This window comes from Niabella terrae, assembly GCF_054783135.1.
Genome location: NZ_BAAGRD010000041.1, coordinates 1 through 13,828 on the forward strand (window position 1 = coordinate 1; position 13,828 = coordinate 13,828).

General features: G+C 40.7%; 18 protein-coding genes. All 18 read right to left on the reverse strand.

Annotated features, from left to right (window positions below):
* Positions 1 to 88: 88 nt before the first annotated feature.
* A complete protein-coding gene (locus ACYVI9_RS17385; RefSeq protein WP_460767182.1) occupies positions 89 to 328 on the reverse strand; it encodes a metallophosphoesterase family protein in 240 nt (79 codons plus the stop codon).
* A 6-nt stretch (positions 329 to 334) separates the two neighbouring features.
* A complete protein-coding gene (locus tag ACYVI9_RS17390) occupies positions 335 to 1,105 on the reverse strand; it encodes a metallophosphoesterase family protein (RefSeq protein WP_460767185.1) in 771 nt (256 codons plus the stop codon).
* Positions 1,106 to 1,121: 16 nt separating this feature from the next.
* Positions 1,122 to 2,201, reverse strand: coding sequence for an ACR3 family arsenite efflux transporter (gene arsB / locus ACYVI9_RS17395; protein WP_460767188.1), 1,080 nt, complete (start codon positions 2,199 to 2,201; stop codon positions 1,122 to 1,124).
* Between the two features lie 13 nt (positions 2,202 to 2,214).
* Complete coding sequence (locus ACYVI9_RS17400; RefSeq protein WP_460767191.1) at positions 2,215 to 2,634, reverse strand: arsenate reductase ArsC; 420 nt, start codon at positions 2,632 to 2,634, stop codon at positions 2,215 to 2,217.
* Positions 2,635 to 2,672: 38 nt separating this feature from the next.
* Positions 2,673 to 3,362 (reverse strand): hypothetical protein, encoded by a 690-nt coding sequence (locus ACYVI9_RS17405; RefSeq protein WP_460767194.1) that lies wholly within the window; start codon positions 3,360 to 3,362, stop codon positions 2,673 to 2,675.
* 24 nt (positions 3,363 to 3,386) lie between these two features.
* Positions 3,387 to 3,863 (reverse strand): DUF6428 family protein, encoded by a 477-nt coding sequence (locus tag ACYVI9_RS17410; RefSeq protein ID WP_460767197.1) that lies wholly within the window; start codon positions 3,861 to 3,863, stop codon positions 3,387 to 3,389.
* 59 nt (positions 3,864 to 3,922) lie between these two features.
* The gene (locus ACYVI9_RS17415) at positions 3,923 to 4,255 is read right to left on the reverse strand and encodes an ArsR/SmtB family transcription factor (RefSeq protein WP_460767200.1); all 333 of its coding nucleotides are present in this window, start codon (positions 4,253 to 4,255) and stop codon (positions 3,923 to 3,925) included.
* A 147-nt stretch (positions 4,256 to 4,402) separates the two neighbouring features.
* On the reverse strand, positions 4,403 to 4,618 hold the full coding sequence (locus tag ACYVI9_RS17420) for a GDCCVxC domain-containing (seleno)protein (protein WP_460767203.1): 216 nt from the start codon (positions 4,616 to 4,618) through the stop codon (positions 4,403 to 4,405).
* Positions 4,618 to 5,235, reverse strand: a complete 618-nt coding sequence (merTP, locus tag ACYVI9_RS17425) for a mercuric transport protein MerTP (protein WP_460767205.1) — start codon at positions 5,233 to 5,235, stop codon at positions 4,618 to 4,620. The genes ACYVI9_RS17420 and merTP overlap by 1 nt, the downstream gene beginning before the upstream one ends.
* A 20-nt stretch (positions 5,236 to 5,255) precedes the next feature.
* The gene (locus ACYVI9_RS17430) at positions 5,256 to 6,464 is read right to left on the reverse strand and encodes an efflux RND transporter periplasmic adaptor subunit (protein WP_460767208.1); all 1,209 of its coding nucleotides are present in this window, start codon (positions 6,462 to 6,464) and stop codon (positions 5,256 to 5,258) included.
* Between the two features lie 2 nt (positions 6,465 to 6,466).
* A complete protein-coding gene (locus ACYVI9_RS17435; protein WP_460767211.1) occupies positions 6,467 to 7,732 on the reverse strand; it encodes an efflux RND transporter periplasmic adaptor subunit in 1,266 nt (421 codons plus the stop codon).
* Positions 7,733 to 7,743: 11 nt separating this feature from the next.
* The gene (locus ACYVI9_RS17440) at positions 7,744 to 8,988 is read right to left on the reverse strand and encodes a TolC family protein (protein WP_460767213.1); all 1,245 of its coding nucleotides are present in this window, start codon (positions 8,986 to 8,988) and stop codon (positions 7,744 to 7,746) included.
* 2 nt (positions 8,989 to 8,990) lie between these two features.
* Positions 8,991 to 10,937, reverse strand: coding sequence for an efflux RND transporter permease subunit (locus ACYVI9_RS17445; protein ID WP_460767216.1), 1,947 nt, complete (start codon positions 10,935 to 10,937; stop codon positions 8,991 to 8,993).
* Between the two features lies 1 nt (position 10,938).
* Entirely contained in the window at positions 10,939 to 12,222 is a 1,284-nt protein-coding gene (locus ACYVI9_RS17450; protein WP_460767218.1) for an efflux RND transporter permease subunit, read from the reverse strand.
* 4 nt (positions 12,223 to 12,226) lie between these two features.
* On the reverse strand, positions 12,227 to 12,481 hold the full coding sequence (locus ACYVI9_RS17455) for a heavy metal-binding domain-containing protein (RefSeq protein ID WP_460767220.1): 255 nt from the start codon (positions 12,479 to 12,481) through the stop codon (positions 12,227 to 12,229).
* A gap of 54 nt (positions 12,482 to 12,535) precedes the next feature.
* Positions 12,536 to 12,877: a heavy metal-binding domain-containing protein gene (locus ACYVI9_RS17460; RefSeq protein ID WP_460767223.1), complete on the reverse strand. Its 342-nt coding sequence runs from the start codon at positions 12,875 to 12,877 to the stop codon at positions 12,536 to 12,538.
* 35 nt (positions 12,878 to 12,912) lie between these two features.
* Positions 12,913 to 13,278, reverse strand: coding sequence for a heavy-metal-associated domain-containing protein (locus ACYVI9_RS17465; protein WP_460767226.1), 366 nt, complete (start codon positions 13,276 to 13,278; stop codon positions 12,913 to 12,915).
* An 84-nt stretch (positions 13,279 to 13,362) separates the two neighbouring features.
* Positions 13,363 to 13,743 (reverse strand): HYC_CC_PP family protein, encoded by a 381-nt coding sequence (locus tag ACYVI9_RS17470; RefSeq protein WP_460767228.1) that lies wholly within the window; start codon positions 13,741 to 13,743, stop codon positions 13,363 to 13,365.
* Between the last annotated feature and the right edge of the window lie 85 nt (positions 13,744 to 13,828).

The window sequence follows — 13,828 nt, forward strand, 5'->3', positions numbered from 1 at the left end:
ATATCCTGAAATAATATTATAGGAGTAAAGTTCAGGATTTTAACCGGAATCCTAAAAGCAGCCGGGAAAATGCTCCCCATACAGATTTTTATTCAAATATCATAGGCCGTCCTCGTTGGATGTTTACCACTTTTAAATCATGATTGCCGGCAATAGTTGCAATTTTGCGTTTGCGGACTTCAGCAATTACTTCATTGGGCCAGATATGATATCCCACCAGGTCTCCCAGGCAATAAACTGCATCGGGCTGTTGCTGATCCATATCCCCCAGCATGGCTTCAAAAGCGGGCAGGTTCGCGTGTACGTCAGAAAAAAAAGCTAATCTCATATATTATTATCCGTTTCTTAACATATCTGCATAGGCATTCGGCAAAGGGCTGTCTTCTACTGCTTTTGCAGCTTTCTCCACATCATATTCAAAGCGGATAAATTCAACCTGAACACTATCCTTATCTTTAATAGAACTGTTTTCGTTGATTGTCAGCAGCACATAGCCGCCCCTGGGGTCGGAATCTTTGGGTTTACCCACAGAGCCAATATTTACGGCATGGCGATAATGTACGTCTTCTGTAACTTCAGTTGGTAAAATACGGTGGTAGGGCTTGTGCGTATGGCCAAAGCACATTACATCTGCATCGGCTTGCTCCATAATACGCATCAGGCTTTTTTCGTCCCGGTCTTCAAACAGGTATTCATTTACCTTTCTTGGACTGCCATGTACCAGGAGCACATTTAATTTGTCGTTGTTCAACTGGAACTCTAACCGTATATGTGCGGGAAGGGTACGTAAGTAGGCACGTTGTTCATCTTTTACAACTTCATTGGTGTAGGATATAGATACCTTGCCCATTGCTTTTTCTTCATCCGTTTTGTAGGCACAGCCACAATCATCACTGGCACGTCCAATGCCAAAATCATAATTCCCGGCGATAGTTGGAATGTGCCTTTTACGAATTTCATTGATCACCTCATTAGGCCAGATATTATACCCCACCAGGTCACCCAAACAATAAATGGCATCAGTGTTACGGGTTTCTACATCCTTAAAGAAAGCCTCCAGTGCAGGCAGGTTTGCATGAATATCGGAGAATAGTGCAATTTTCATTTTTTATTTGATTGTGTTACTGTATTGCTTTTGCCGGTTGGTAATATTTATCCCGGAGCCAAAAAGCCAGGTTCACCAAGGCAATAAGGGCTGGTACTTCTACCAGTGGCCCTATAACGCCTACAAACGCCTGTCCGCTGTTAATACCAAATACGCCAATGGCAACAGCAATGGCCAGTTCAAAATTGTTGCCCGCGGCGGTAAACGCTATGGAGGCGCTTTTGGAATAATCTGCGCCCATGCGCTTCCCTGCAAAAAAGCTCACCAGGAACATGATGGCAAAATAGATAACCAGCGGAATGGCTATCCTGATTACATCCATTGGTATCTGAACGATTAGTTGACCCTTTAGGCTGAACATTACCACGATCGTAAAGAGCAGTGCAACTAATGTAATGGGCGAGATAACCGGTACATATTTATTTTGAAACCATTCTTCCCCTTTAAGTTTAATGAGGACATACCGGCTCACTACGCCAGCAACAAATGGGATGCCAAGGTAAACACCTACACTCTTTGCAATTTCGCCAATGGTAATATGTACTTCCAGTCCTTTAATACCGAATAACGGCGGCAGGACGGTAATAAAAACATAGGCATAAACACTATACAGCAATACCTGGAAAATGCTGTTCAGTGCAATTAAGCCCGCCGCATATTCCCTGTTTCCTTCGGCCAGTTCGTTCCAAACCACTACCATTGCAATGCAACGTGCCAGCCCGATCAGGATAAGGCCAATCATATATTCCGGATAACCTTTCAGGAACAGGATGGCGAGGGCAAACATAAGGATCGGCCCCACAATCCAGTTCAGGAAAAGAGACGTACCTAACACTTTTGTATTTTTAAAAACTTCACCCATCTTTTCATACCGCACTTTAGCCAGCGGTGGATACATCATCAGGATGAGGCCGATAGCCAGGGGAATGTTTGTAGTGCTACTGGAAAAGGAATTAATAAAAGTGGCAGAAGATGGAAAGAAATAACCTATCCCAACACCAACAGCCATTGCCAAAAAAATCCACAGGGTGAGGTATCGATCCAGGAAACTTAATTTTTTTCGTTCGTGAGCGGGGGCACAATTTTGAGCAGACATAGTTTTTTTCGATTTAGAAACCAATATTATCTTTTACAAAGTCCTGGCTATATTTTTTAATCATATCACGTACCCGGCGGAACTCGTTCATCACCTCTTCATCAGTACCGGTAGCCTTTGCCGGGTCAGGGAAATTATAATGAAATTTTTGCGCTTTGGAAGGGAATACTGGGCAGCTTTCTTTAGCGTTATCGCAAACAGTAATCACATAGTCAAAGTCAATACCAGCATATTCATTTACATTGTTTGAGGTGTGGCCGGAAATATCCATCCCGCTTTCTGCCATTACCTGTATTGCTTTGGGATTTACGCCGTGCGTTTCAATCCCGGCACTGTAAATTTGTGCCTTATCGCCCGCAAAATGCCTCAGAAAACCTTCTGCAAGCTGGCTCCTGCAACTGTTCCCGGTACAGAGTACCAATACTTTTTTCATTATTCTAAATTTTAATCGCCTGCCTGTTTTCGTACAGGTTAGGTCATCGTTTTTGCTTTATTAAATGCACTTAAAACTTCTGCCGCAATTTGCGTAAACAATTTATCCGCATCATCTTCGGTAATCCCGGCGTCCGGATTTACAAATGGTAATGCCTCTTTATAAAATGCTCCTTTCATATCAGGGCAGGTATTATCCGCCACGGGGCACATTTTCATTTGTAAAAAACTACCCGGTATCGTAGCATCATTACTATTCTTTGCGTAAACAGTAGATGTAGGCATATTAGTACCAAAAGTAACCGAATATGCTTTTTTCCCATTTACTGCGGCTGCTTCAGCAACTTTATACCCATGCTTAGTTAAAACTTTTATCAAAACAGGGTTAATATCCGTTGCCTGGTAACCGCATGATGTTACGCCCAGTTTATTGCTCTTATTGGCCCACAGCAGGGATTGTAAAACAAGCTGTGCTGAAACACTTGCAAAAGAATTGTCCTTATCACATAAAACCAAATCTATTTTCTTTTCACTTCCCATTCCCTGAAGTATGTACTTCTGGAGATCGCTCAAGCCCAGTGCATGTTGCGGATCGGGCGAAACAGCATTCAGGCTTTCATAAAACTTTTTTAGTTCCGGAAACAATTCAGGTTTTGGCCCCCCGGCCATCACTGGCAAACTGGCAAGTAATAAAAGGGGCATACTTAGCAGAAAAAGTAACTTTTTCATATTTTATTTTTTTGGTTGATTTGTTTAGCAGCAGCCGCCTCCTGGTGTGCAGCAGCTTTCTTTGGCAGTTGCCAGCTCTGTCAGTGGCAGGTACTGTTTATCAGCCGGTACCCCACATTTTTCTTGCGCAAGGCAGGCCGTGGCTGTTGACACTAACAGGAAGGCTTCGCCATTAAAATCTAATGTGTATTTGCCGATCGTATCGCCCTGGTATTCCACTTCTATATCCAACGCTTCATTGATACTTAATTTTTGTTCACTTAGCTTTATGATGTTCAGCAATTTGCCGGGCTTTAAACGGTGCTCAAAATCATTTGCATTCCATAATTGAAAGTTCACCTTAGATTCATAACGGGTAGTGCCTCCACAATCAATAAAATGTTTGTTTACTATACCCACTTCTGTAACATGGAAATGCTCAGGCACTTTTGTTCCGTCTGGCAGAATAAATTCAACATTATCAAGTACCGGCAGTATGCTTTTAATTTCAGATAATTTCATTTCTATATTTTTATTGTTTTATAATATTGCATTATTGCGATGTATTGAATCAAATTTTTTTAGCAACAACTATTTTCAGCCCCATCATAAGAGCCTAAGAAATCGGACAGTTCCTTTTTTACCTGCCCCCATACTTTATTATCAATACAGTAGCAAATACTGGTGCCCTCAATAGTCCCCTGAATGATGCCGATATTTTTTAATTCTTTCAGGTGTTGGGAAATAGTAGCCTGTGCCAAACCCAATTCATCTACCAGGTCATTACAAATGCAAGCTTTTGATTTTATAATATGTTGGAGGATGGCAATACGTGCAGGATGGGCCAACGCTTTTAGCGTTGTGGCCAGTTTATTCTGCTGTTTATTAAATATGTCCGTGCGGGTAATGCCCATTAGTATTAATTACATTGCAATATTACGATAAATATATTAACTCAACAAAAAAAACTGTAAGTTCCTTTTAAGTCTTTGGTTTTAGAAATGTTTTTAGCATTCCGATCAGGTTATTTTTGTGAGCAGGTGAATGAGTGTACCCTCTTGTTAACAACAACAGGATTCTCCTTTTTGAATCGGAGGACATTTTACAGTACCATAACTGCAATAAACACAACAGTCGCCCTGTTTTGGCTTTAATCTTGTCTTGCAATTTTCGCATTCGTAGAAATATTGGCAGGCATCTGTAGGCATTGTCTCTTCCTTCTTATGTCCACAATCAGGGCAGGTAATGACAGATTGTAGTATTAGTGTTTTTTCCATTATTGCTTAATTACTGTTTGAGAAATTACTTTGTAACCCGTGTTATTAATAGCAGTAGCGATGTTGTCAACCGAAGTTTTACTGTTGTCAAATTTTACAGTGCTGCTTCTCTTTTCATAAGATGTATTAAAGGTAATTACGCCCGATGTTTTTGAGAGTTCGCTGTTTATATGTTCTGTACACCCCTCACAGGTCATACCCTTTATTTTAAATTCCGCAGTCTGTATTTTGCTTTTATCAACAATAATAACTTTTGTATCCTGCGGCTTGGGGTAAAATACTTTGGCATAGTATGGAAATGCGATCAATAATCCGGCGAGAACTGTAACAATAGCTAAAAATGATTTTGATTGCCAAAATAACTTTTTATTGTCAGCTTCACAGTCGCAGTTAACCTGTTTCTTCTGTTTTAGTTTTTGATACCACGCAAATGCAAAAACTGCAATGGTCAACCCGATTAAATATGGACGATAAGGCTCAATCCATGAAAACGAAGAAGCAAGCCCGCTTGCACCACCTAAGAAAGCCAAAGCAGGTGTAATGCAACAAAGCGATGCTGCAATGGCAGCAAGAATGCCGGCGATCCAGCTTTTATTATTTTTTGTTGTCGCTGTCATATTGGTTGCGTCGATTTTTTTTACATCTTCATGCCAGCCATTGGCGAAGCACCTTTCTTAAAAATATATTCACTGTTAATTAAATATGCGCCTCTTGTTACAACTGCTTCGCCCTGCATTAAGCCGCCGGTAATTTCTATCCGGTCACTGTTTTCCGCGCCGGTTGTTATCATTTTACTTTTAAAAGTATGCTGCCCCGTTTGCACCCAAACGGTGGCTCCGTCAGCATTTCTAATTACAGCATCGGCAGGCAATGATAAAACATTTTGTTTACTCTCTCCTAATACAACGTAAGCAGGCATACCGGGTTTTAACTGGTTACCCTCGTTGGGTATAGTAACTCTTATTAAATTTATCCGCTTATCCGGACTGATCTCAGGATTTACAAATTCGACCTTTCCTTTTATCGTTTTGCCTATGTCTGGCAGTTGTACCGTCACACTGCTGTTTGTATTCAACTGTGAAAATAAACTTGTATAAACCTGCGCCTCAGCCCAAAGTGTTGACAAATCAGCCAATTGCATTATTGTACTGCCTTCTGATACATAGGCACCCTCCTGGGCATCTAATTCCGTAATGTAGCCGCTTTCATTACTGTAAATAGTGGTGGTCAGACTGGTTTTATTATTATTCCCAAGTGCATTTACCTGGGCTTCACTCATGCCCCACAAGCGTAGTTTTGTTTTGGCGCTGCTAATAACCTGGTCAAAATTGATGAGCGAATTATCAAGCTGCTTTTTTCGTTCTAAGGCGAGTAAATATTCCTGCTTTGCATTGTTCAATTCTTCGCTGTACACATCCATTAAGGGCTCACCTTTTTTAACATAGTCACCGATGTTTTTGTGATAAAGCCTGTCGATTCTTCCGGTTAATTTAGCGCTTATAGCTGATAGTTTTTGCTGGTCGTAATTCAAAGTGGCCGTTAATACCGTTTGATTGCCAATCACACCTTTCCCGATCGTATCTACCCGGATATTACCCAACTGCATCTGTTGTTCACTTAACTCAATTTCATCGGCTTTCGGTACGTTACTCTTTTGTACCGGGATTAAATCCATTCCGCAAATGGGGCATTTACCCGGTTTGGGCTCCATTATCTGCGGGTGCATCGAACAGGTGTAAAAAACATCATTCTTTGCAGTTTGTTTTTTAGGCTGCTTACATGATGCTAAAGTAATAATCGAACTGGCAAGCATTGACAGCATAAAGAATTTATATTTTAAGTCCATATCTACTGTTTTACTTTGATGAAACTTTCACTATCGAAAAGATATTGAACATTGGCCGCGACGGTATCTGTAACTGTTAAACCACTTATTATTTGCACCAGGTTATTTTGCCTGATACCGGTTTGTATTTTTTTGGCTATAAAACCACCATCAGATTTTGTAAATGCAACCTGGTTTAACCCTAACGACAAAACGGCTTCCTGCGGCAACCAATCGGCATTTGTAATAGTACTGGAAATAGTCGCCCGGAGCTGGCTGCCAATGGGGAGATGCAAAGCAGCATTTTTAAAATATACCCTTGCCGTTATCGTTTTACTTCCGGATCTGTAAAAAGGTTCAATGAAATTGACTTTTGAATTAAAGGCTTTTTGCGGCATCGCTTCCGGTATGATTCTTACCGGATCGCCCACCTTTACAAGGTTTTGATTCTCCGGGAAAATATTTAAAATGGCCCAAGCTTTTTCTGGATTGGTCAATGAAAATATTTTTTGCCCAAGCTGTACATACATGCCTTCCTTTACAGCCAATGGCAATGTTTCGGCTGATGCAGTTTGCATTTGCCCGGTTACTCCCATTGTTTCCTGACCCGCTTCATGTATATGCCCCATCGCATTGGAATATACAGATACAGTGAAAGTTGCTTTTTGTGTCCGCATCAATTGCTGTAATTGTCCAATACTCATTCCCAGCAATAACAATCTTTGTTTAGCCGCTTCAATCAATGAAGTATTTGCTCCGTCGTTCCTTAAAAGAAATATGAGGTTCTGTTGGGCAGTGGCGATTTCAGGGCTGTATATATCCATGATCTTATCTCCCGGCATTACCATTTGATAGCGATAACGAATGTATAATTTTTCAATTCTTCCGGTGGCTTTTGCAGATATAGTTGCAAATTCCCGGCTGTCGTTCTGAATATTTCCGGTTGCTTCAATCGTGAATGCTTCATTGCTTTTTTTGATGGCGGTTACCGGAACCGAGCTGATCACAAATTCGTTGACAGGTTTCAACAAATCTTCCAATTGTATATCATTTATTTTTTTTGCATTATCGACCTTCTCGATTAATTCCATGCCACAGATGGGGCATTTGCCTGGTTTATCCCTGATAATCTGCGGATGCATGGAACAGGTGTATAATTGCTTGTTATTTGCGATCTCCTGCGTTTCTGTTTTATTCTTTGCGTTCCCGCATGATGAACCGGCAACTGCAATAATTATGCTTGCAAAAAAAATCAGTAAATATTTGTTGTACTTCATGAACAGTGTCATCGTTGATAATTTTATTTCAGCTCCAATATCCTTTCCATTTCTGCCTGCATGGTTAATAGCTGTTGCAACTGGTCAAGATATTCAAGTTGTGTTTTATTCAATGTTTGCCACGCATCAAAGAGCGTAAATAATTGCTCTGTGTTTTGCTGGTAACCCAATTGTATTACCATATAATTTTTCCGTAGTGCCGGAATGATATTTTCTTCAAAAAGGGTTACCTGCTTTTTTTTCGCTTCAATTCCTTTACTGATGCCGCCTGCCATACCCGATGCTTCATTTAACAGCATTTGTTTTTGTTGTGCCAGGGCCTCCGATTTCCATTTCAGACTTTCTACATTGGCTTTGGATGCCCTGTTAGCCTTGCCAATGGGTATCTTTGCTTTAGCCATTAAACTGTATTGCATAGGCAGTCCGCCAAAACCAAACATGTGGTCATATTCAATGCCAAATTCTGGTTTCGTTTTCGATTTTTCTACGGCTTGTTGCAGGTAGGCTAATTGTATATCCTTGTCTATGGCTTTTATATCACTCCTTGCGTGTAAAGATGTTGTATCAAAGGAATTAAAATCTTTCATTGTATAAACCGTGTCAATATCAAACAGTACCGATTTATCCCTGTTCATTAGGGTGTTTAAGAAAATCCGTTTCTGGTTGACCTGGTTCTCCAGTTCAACTTTCATGGTTGCAACATTGCCCAGTTCTGCCTTTGCCTTGTAATAGGCGCTTAACCGGTCAAGCCCGTTCTTATAGCGTATTTCTGCATCTTTGATCATGAAGTTCAGGAGCTTTTCATCCTCATTAAGAATGCCGATTTTCTTTTTAACAATTAACCATTCGTAATAATTCTTCTTTGCATCGGCATACAATTGGTTCAATGCATATTTTTTTGTTTCCTTTTCCGAAGCCGACATTCCTTCCATATAGGCAGCTTCTGCATCCTGCTTTTTTCTGTTGGGAAACATTTGCTGCACCGAAAACATATACTGCCCCATACCGGTAGCGCCATTATCAGCTTTTCGCCACATTGCGGGGTTATAGGGCGTCATCCAGAGACCTGTTCCAAACTCAGTGGGCATCCAGCTTCTGGCACCCTTGGCCGCTTCATCCATAGAACGTATTTGCGCATCATACATTTTTGCAGAAGGGTTAGTGCTGTCTATTTTTTGAATGATTTCACCTAATCCAATTACTTGCTGGGCATTAGCTACGCCGCAGATCAACAGAACAGAAACGATGAATAATAATTTAACTTTCATGTTTAATGTTTTACTTCAAGTACATCAATTTTTCCATGTTTCCTTAACTCATATTCTTTCGTCATTAGAAAAATTAACGGCGTTACTAATAAAATATGTGTTGCTGAGGTAATAACACCTCCAATCATAGGCAGCACGATTGGTTTCATCACATCGCTGCCTACGCCCGTGCTCCAGAGAATGGGGATTAAGGCGAACAGGGAAACACTCACCGTCATTAGCTTTGGCCGCAATCTTTTTGCTGCGCCAGCAATTACAAATTCTTTTAAATCAGTTCTTGTAATCGTTTCGTTTGAATTGCCTTTTAAAGCCACCAACTGTTGCATGGCATCATTCAGGTAAATAACCATTACAATGCCTGTTTCTACCGCCAGGCCAAATAATGCGATGAAGCCAACCGCAACAGCGACTGAAAGATTAACACCCCAGAAATAAATCATAAAAGCGCCGCCAATTAATGCAAACGGAATGGAGATCAAGCTAAAGAAAGCTTCTCTTGCTGAGTGGAATGCAAAATACATTGACAGAAAGATGATGATTAACACTACCGGCAATATCAACTTTAATGTTTTTTCGCTTCTTATTAAATTTTCGTATTGCCCGCTCCATTCAATAAAATAGCCTTTAGGCATTTTGCCAATCATCTTTTCCAGGTTTGTTTGTGCTTCTTTTACCGTCCCCGCAAGGTCGCGGCCCCTGACATTAAATAAAACAGTACCTCGTAACAGTGCATTCTCTGAATTGATCATCGGCGGGCCTTCCGTAATTTTTACATCCGCGACAGCAGCTAAAGGGATAGGACCAAAATTCATTGTCTGCACTTGCAGTTGTTTAATAGCTTCAAGATTATTCCGGAAATCCTGCCCAAACCTGGCATTAACAGAAAACCGTTGCCTGCCTTCAATAGTAGTTGTCAGCTTCATGCCTCCCAATGCCGTTTCAATAACCGTATTTACATCATCAACGCTTAACCCATACCTGCCGATTTCATCTCTCTTGATGGCTATATCAATGTACTTGCCCCCGGTTATCGGTTCAACATATAAATCGTTTACACCGGTTATTCCTTCTAAAGCAGTTCTTACTTTTTGTGCAAATACATTGATGGTGTCTAAATGCTGGCCATACACTTTTACCCCCACATCGGTGCGGATGCCTGTTGAAAGCATATTGATACGGTTGATGATGGGCTGTGTCCAGCCATTGGTAACGCCAGGTATCTGAAGTTTTCCGTTTAACTCATTAATGATTTGTTCCTTTGTAATACCGGCCCGCCATTCATGTTTCGGTTTTAAGGTGATGATGGTTTCAATCATGCTGATGGGGGAATTATCCGTAGCCGTATTTGCCCGGCCAGCCTTGCCTAAAACATTAGCCACTTCAGGCACTGATTTGATCAATTTATCCTGCACCTGCAATATTCGTTTTACTTCGGCGTTGGACACATCAGGCAGCGTTACCGGCATAAAGAGAATGGAGCCCTCATCCAAAGGCGGCATAAATTCCCGTCCTAAACTAAATACCAGTGGAATACTTATGATCAACGCGATAATATTAATGGCGATGGTTGTTTTTCGCCATTTGATACAGATCCTTATTACAGGTTCATATACCCGTTCAAGAAAACGGTTTACTGGGTTCGCATTTTCTCCCCTGAACCGGCCTTTCATAAAGAGCGAAATGAGTACGGGCGCTAATGTCAATACCAGTATAGCATCCACCACCATTATAAAAGTTTTGGTATATGCCAGCGGGCCAAACAATTTTCCTTCCTGCCCGGTAAGCATAAATACCGGGAGAAAGGATGCGATAATAATAATAGTAGAAAAAAACACGCCCCGCGATACCTGTTTGCTCGATTTGGCAATAATATCAACCCGGACATCTTCAGGAATTTTTGTGTAATCCTGTTGCTTAAACAGTTTCTTGCTGTGTTTAAAGAATTTCATGTCAGACTTTTTTATTTGCAGGATTATTTTGCCATGCTGAAAGATTCCGGTACGCGTTTTCGCTCATAATTATCCCATTGTCCACGATAACCCCGATTGCGAGGGCAATACCTGTTAATGACATAATGTTTGATGAAATACCGAAAGCATTGAGCAATATAAAACTGATGGCAATGGTTACCGGTATTTGTATAATGATGCTTAATGCGCTTCGCCAGTGCAGTAGAAAAAGGATAACAATAATACAGACGATGGTGATCTCTTCTACCAGCTTTGTTTTAATGGTTTCAATGGCGGCTTCTATTAAACTGCTCCTGTCATAAGCAATTTTGAATTTTACACCATCCGGCAATCCTTTTTCTATATCCTTCATTTTTTCTTTCACCGCCTTAATAACCTTATCCGCATTTTCGCCATAACGCATTACTACAATTCCGCCTACGGCTTCACCTTCTCCGTTATTATCAAATATGCCTAAGCGCAGATCGGCCCCCATTTGAACACTGCCTACATCTTTAATCCGTACAGGAACGCCATTGTTATTGGATAAAGCAATACTTTCCACATCTTCTTTGTTTTTAATATAACCCAGGCCCCTTATAATATAAGCCATGTCCGACATTTCAAACTTCCTTCCACCTACATCATTATTGTTTGATTTTACTTTGTTCATTACATCCATCATAGAAAGGTTGTAGAACTGGAGTTTAACAGGGTCAATAACTACCTGGTACTGTTTTTCAAAACCTCCAAAAGATGCCACTTCGGCAACGCCGGGAACAGTTTGCAGCCCGAACTTTATATACCAGTCCTGTAGCGCTCTTTGTTCCCCTAAATCCATGCCTTTTGTGTCTAATGTGTACCAAAAGATATGTCCGACACCTGTGCCGTCAGGCCCCAGTGTTGGCGTTACGCCTTCGGGCAACAATCGCTGGGCATAATTCAATCGTTCCAATACCCTTGTTCTTGCCCAATACACATCGGCATCATCGTCAAAAATGATGTAGACAAAGCTCATCCCGAACATCGACGAAGCTCTTATATTCTTAACCCTGGCGATACCCTGCAAATTGCTTACCAACGGGTAGGTTACCTGGTCTTCAATTACCTGGGGACTTCTGCCATTCCATTCCGTAAATACAATTACCTGGTTTTCGGACAAATCGGGTATGGCGTCAATAGGATTTTTATTGATAGAGTAAATACCCCATGCGAACAAACCCATTGCAACAAGCAGTACAATGAGCCTGTTGTGCAGGGAAAAATCTATGAGTTTATTAACCATGATTTTATTCTTTTGGCTTTACATAAGTGCCTTCTTTCATCATTTTCATTTGTGCCTCGGTCATTTTTTGTTTTACCAGCTCCATACCACATTTGGGGCATTTGCCGGGGTGGTCACTCATCACCTCGTTGTGCATGGTACAGGTATAAGTTTCGTCTTTTGCCAGTTGCTCCGTTTTCTTACTATCTTTTCCTGAGCAAGCGGTAAAAACAAAACCTATCGTCAAGAGCACCGCTGCTATAAAAAATATCTTTTTCATTAGTTTGATTTTTTAAACAGGAGGCAGCAATTATTGCTGCCTCCTGGGTTGTTATTATTTTTTTATTGACGCGCTATTTTTTGCCATCTTCCTTTTAACCAATTGCATACCGCATTCCGGGCATTTGCCTGGCTTGTCGGCCTGAACATTAGGGTGCATCGGGCAAGTGTACATTTTCGTCACCTCCATTTTCATTTGTTCTTTTTTTGAAAGAACCAAATCCATATTGCACTTAGGGCATTTACCGGGTTTAGAACTGGCAACTTCCGGGTGCATGGGGCAGGTGTAGATCGCAGTGGCTGTATGCCCTTTTCCCGGGTTTCCTTGTTTTCCTTTTTGAGCGTAAACTGCTGTTACAGATGCAATCATCAGCATCAGCATGAAGAACTGTTTCATGTTGTTTGTTTTATTAATAAGTAAATAAATATGGATTAGCTGTTGCGATAGTGGCAGCAGTCGGGTAATTTATTATATACCGAATCAGCGGCTTTGTACTTTTCTGTGTCGTTGCCAACGGCAGCTATTTGCTTTTGCACATTGTCGGCTGCACCTTTTTTAAATACATCATATTTTAAGGTAAGTACCTGGGTATATTCGTCCCAATCGGCAGATTTCACCCCGTCCACGCTGTATGCGGCGGTTTCAATACGTCTTTTATCCATGCTGCAGGTGCCGGAAATTTTTATGTTTTGGGTTTTTATGCCAATAGTTCTTTGTGTTTTATCGCTTTGGGCATTGATGGTCTGTGTGGCAGCAAATGCAAAGAACACTGCAACCAATATTTTTATCGTTTTCATTTTGTAATAATTATGAGTAATTGAATAAATGCAAAACTTGCTAACCGGACTAACAGCAGCAAGTGGAATACAATTAATCAATCATCATATTCTGAAAACGCAAAACAAAATATTACGGGAGGGGAGAATACCTGGCGGCGGCCTTTTGCATAACTGGGTTATATTGCTATTTATAGCAATATTTGAAACCATGTAATTCTCTGTATGAAGAATAACCGGTGAAAGCGGGGCATTAAAATGAAGCGCTGTTTGTTCCTGGCTTTTCTGGTCGGTCTTTAGCTTTACTGTAACCGTTTTATTGTTGCAGCAGCCTTTGCCGGTTTTGACTTTGCAATTTTTTTCTTCGGTGTTAATTTTAAATGAAACAGTTTTTAATTTACCGCAGCAATAAAAATAATTAAGGCTTACCCCAAACGACGCGATGGAATAAGAAATTAAAATTGCTATGATTAATAAACGCTTCACTCCACTGATTTCTATAACATAAAGGTATTTATTTCTCTGCTCAATTTATTGTAAAATTTCGTATAAGATTTATGAAATTTCTCAA

What these genes read in the sequence shown, in the direction of transcription:
- ACYVI9_RS17385 (WP_460767182.1), bottom strand. Translation starts at nt 328, where the DNA reads ATGAGATTAGCTTTTTTTTCTGACGTACACGCGAACCTGCCCGCTTTT.
- ACYVI9_RS17390 (WP_460767185.1), bottom strand. Translation starts at nt 1,105, where the DNA reads ATGAAAATTGCACTATTCTCCGATATTCATGCAAACCTGCCTGCACTG.
- arsB (WP_460767188.1), bottom strand. Translation starts at nt 2,201, where the DNA reads ATGTCTGCTCAAAATTGTGCCCCCGCTCACGAACGAAAAAAATTAAGT.
- ACYVI9_RS17400 (WP_460767191.1), bottom strand. Translation starts at nt 2,634, where the DNA reads ATGAAAAAAGTATTGGTACTCTGTACCGGGAACAGTTGCAGGAGCCAG.
- ACYVI9_RS17405 (WP_460767194.1), bottom strand. Translation starts at nt 3,362, where the DNA reads ATGAAAAAGTTACTTTTTCTGCTAAGTATGCCCCTTTTATTACTTGCC.
- ACYVI9_RS17410 (WP_460767197.1), bottom strand. Translation starts at nt 3,863, where the DNA reads ATGAAATTATCTGAAATTAAAAGCATACTGCCGGTACTTGATAATGTT.
- ACYVI9_RS17415 (WP_460767200.1), bottom strand. Translation starts at nt 4,255, where the DNA reads ATGGGCATTACCCGCACGGACATATTTAATAAACAGCAGAATAAACTG.
- ACYVI9_RS17420 (WP_460767203.1), bottom strand. Translation starts at nt 4,618, where the DNA reads ATGGAAAAAACACTAATACTACAATCTGTCATTACCTGCCCTGATTGT.
- merTP (WP_460767205.1), bottom strand. Translation starts at nt 5,235, where the DNA reads ATGACAGCGACAACAAAAAATAATAAAAGCTGGATCGCCGGCATTCTT.
- ACYVI9_RS17430 (WP_460767208.1), bottom strand. Translation starts at nt 6,464, where the DNA reads ATGGACTTAAAATATAAATTCTTTATGCTGTCAATGCTTGCCAGTTCG.
- ACYVI9_RS17435 (WP_460767211.1), bottom strand. Translation starts at nt 7,732, where the DNA reads ATGACACTGTTCATGAAGTACAACAAATATTTACTGATTTTTTTTGCA.
- ACYVI9_RS17440 (WP_460767213.1), bottom strand. Translation starts at nt 8,988, where the DNA reads ATGAAAGTTAAATTATTATTCATCGTTTCTGTTCTGTTGATCTGCGGC.
- ACYVI9_RS17445 (WP_460767216.1), bottom strand. Translation starts at nt 10,937, where the DNA reads ATGAAATTCTTTAAACACAGCAAGAAACTGTTTAAGCAACAGGATTAC.
- ACYVI9_RS17450 (WP_460767218.1), bottom strand. Translation starts at nt 12,222, where the DNA reads ATGGTTAATAAACTCATAGATTTTTCCCTGCACAACAGGCTCATTGTA.
- ACYVI9_RS17455 (WP_460767220.1), bottom strand. Translation starts at nt 12,481, where the DNA reads ATGAAAAAGATATTTTTTATAGCAGCGGTGCTCTTGACGATAGGTTTT.
- ACYVI9_RS17460 (WP_460767223.1), bottom strand. Translation starts at nt 12,877, where the DNA reads ATGAAACAGTTCTTCATGCTGATGCTGATGATTGCATCTGTAACAGCA.
- ACYVI9_RS17465 (WP_460767226.1), bottom strand. Translation starts at nt 13,278, where the DNA reads ATGAAAACGATAAAAATATTGGTTGCAGTGTTCTTTGCATTTGCTGCC.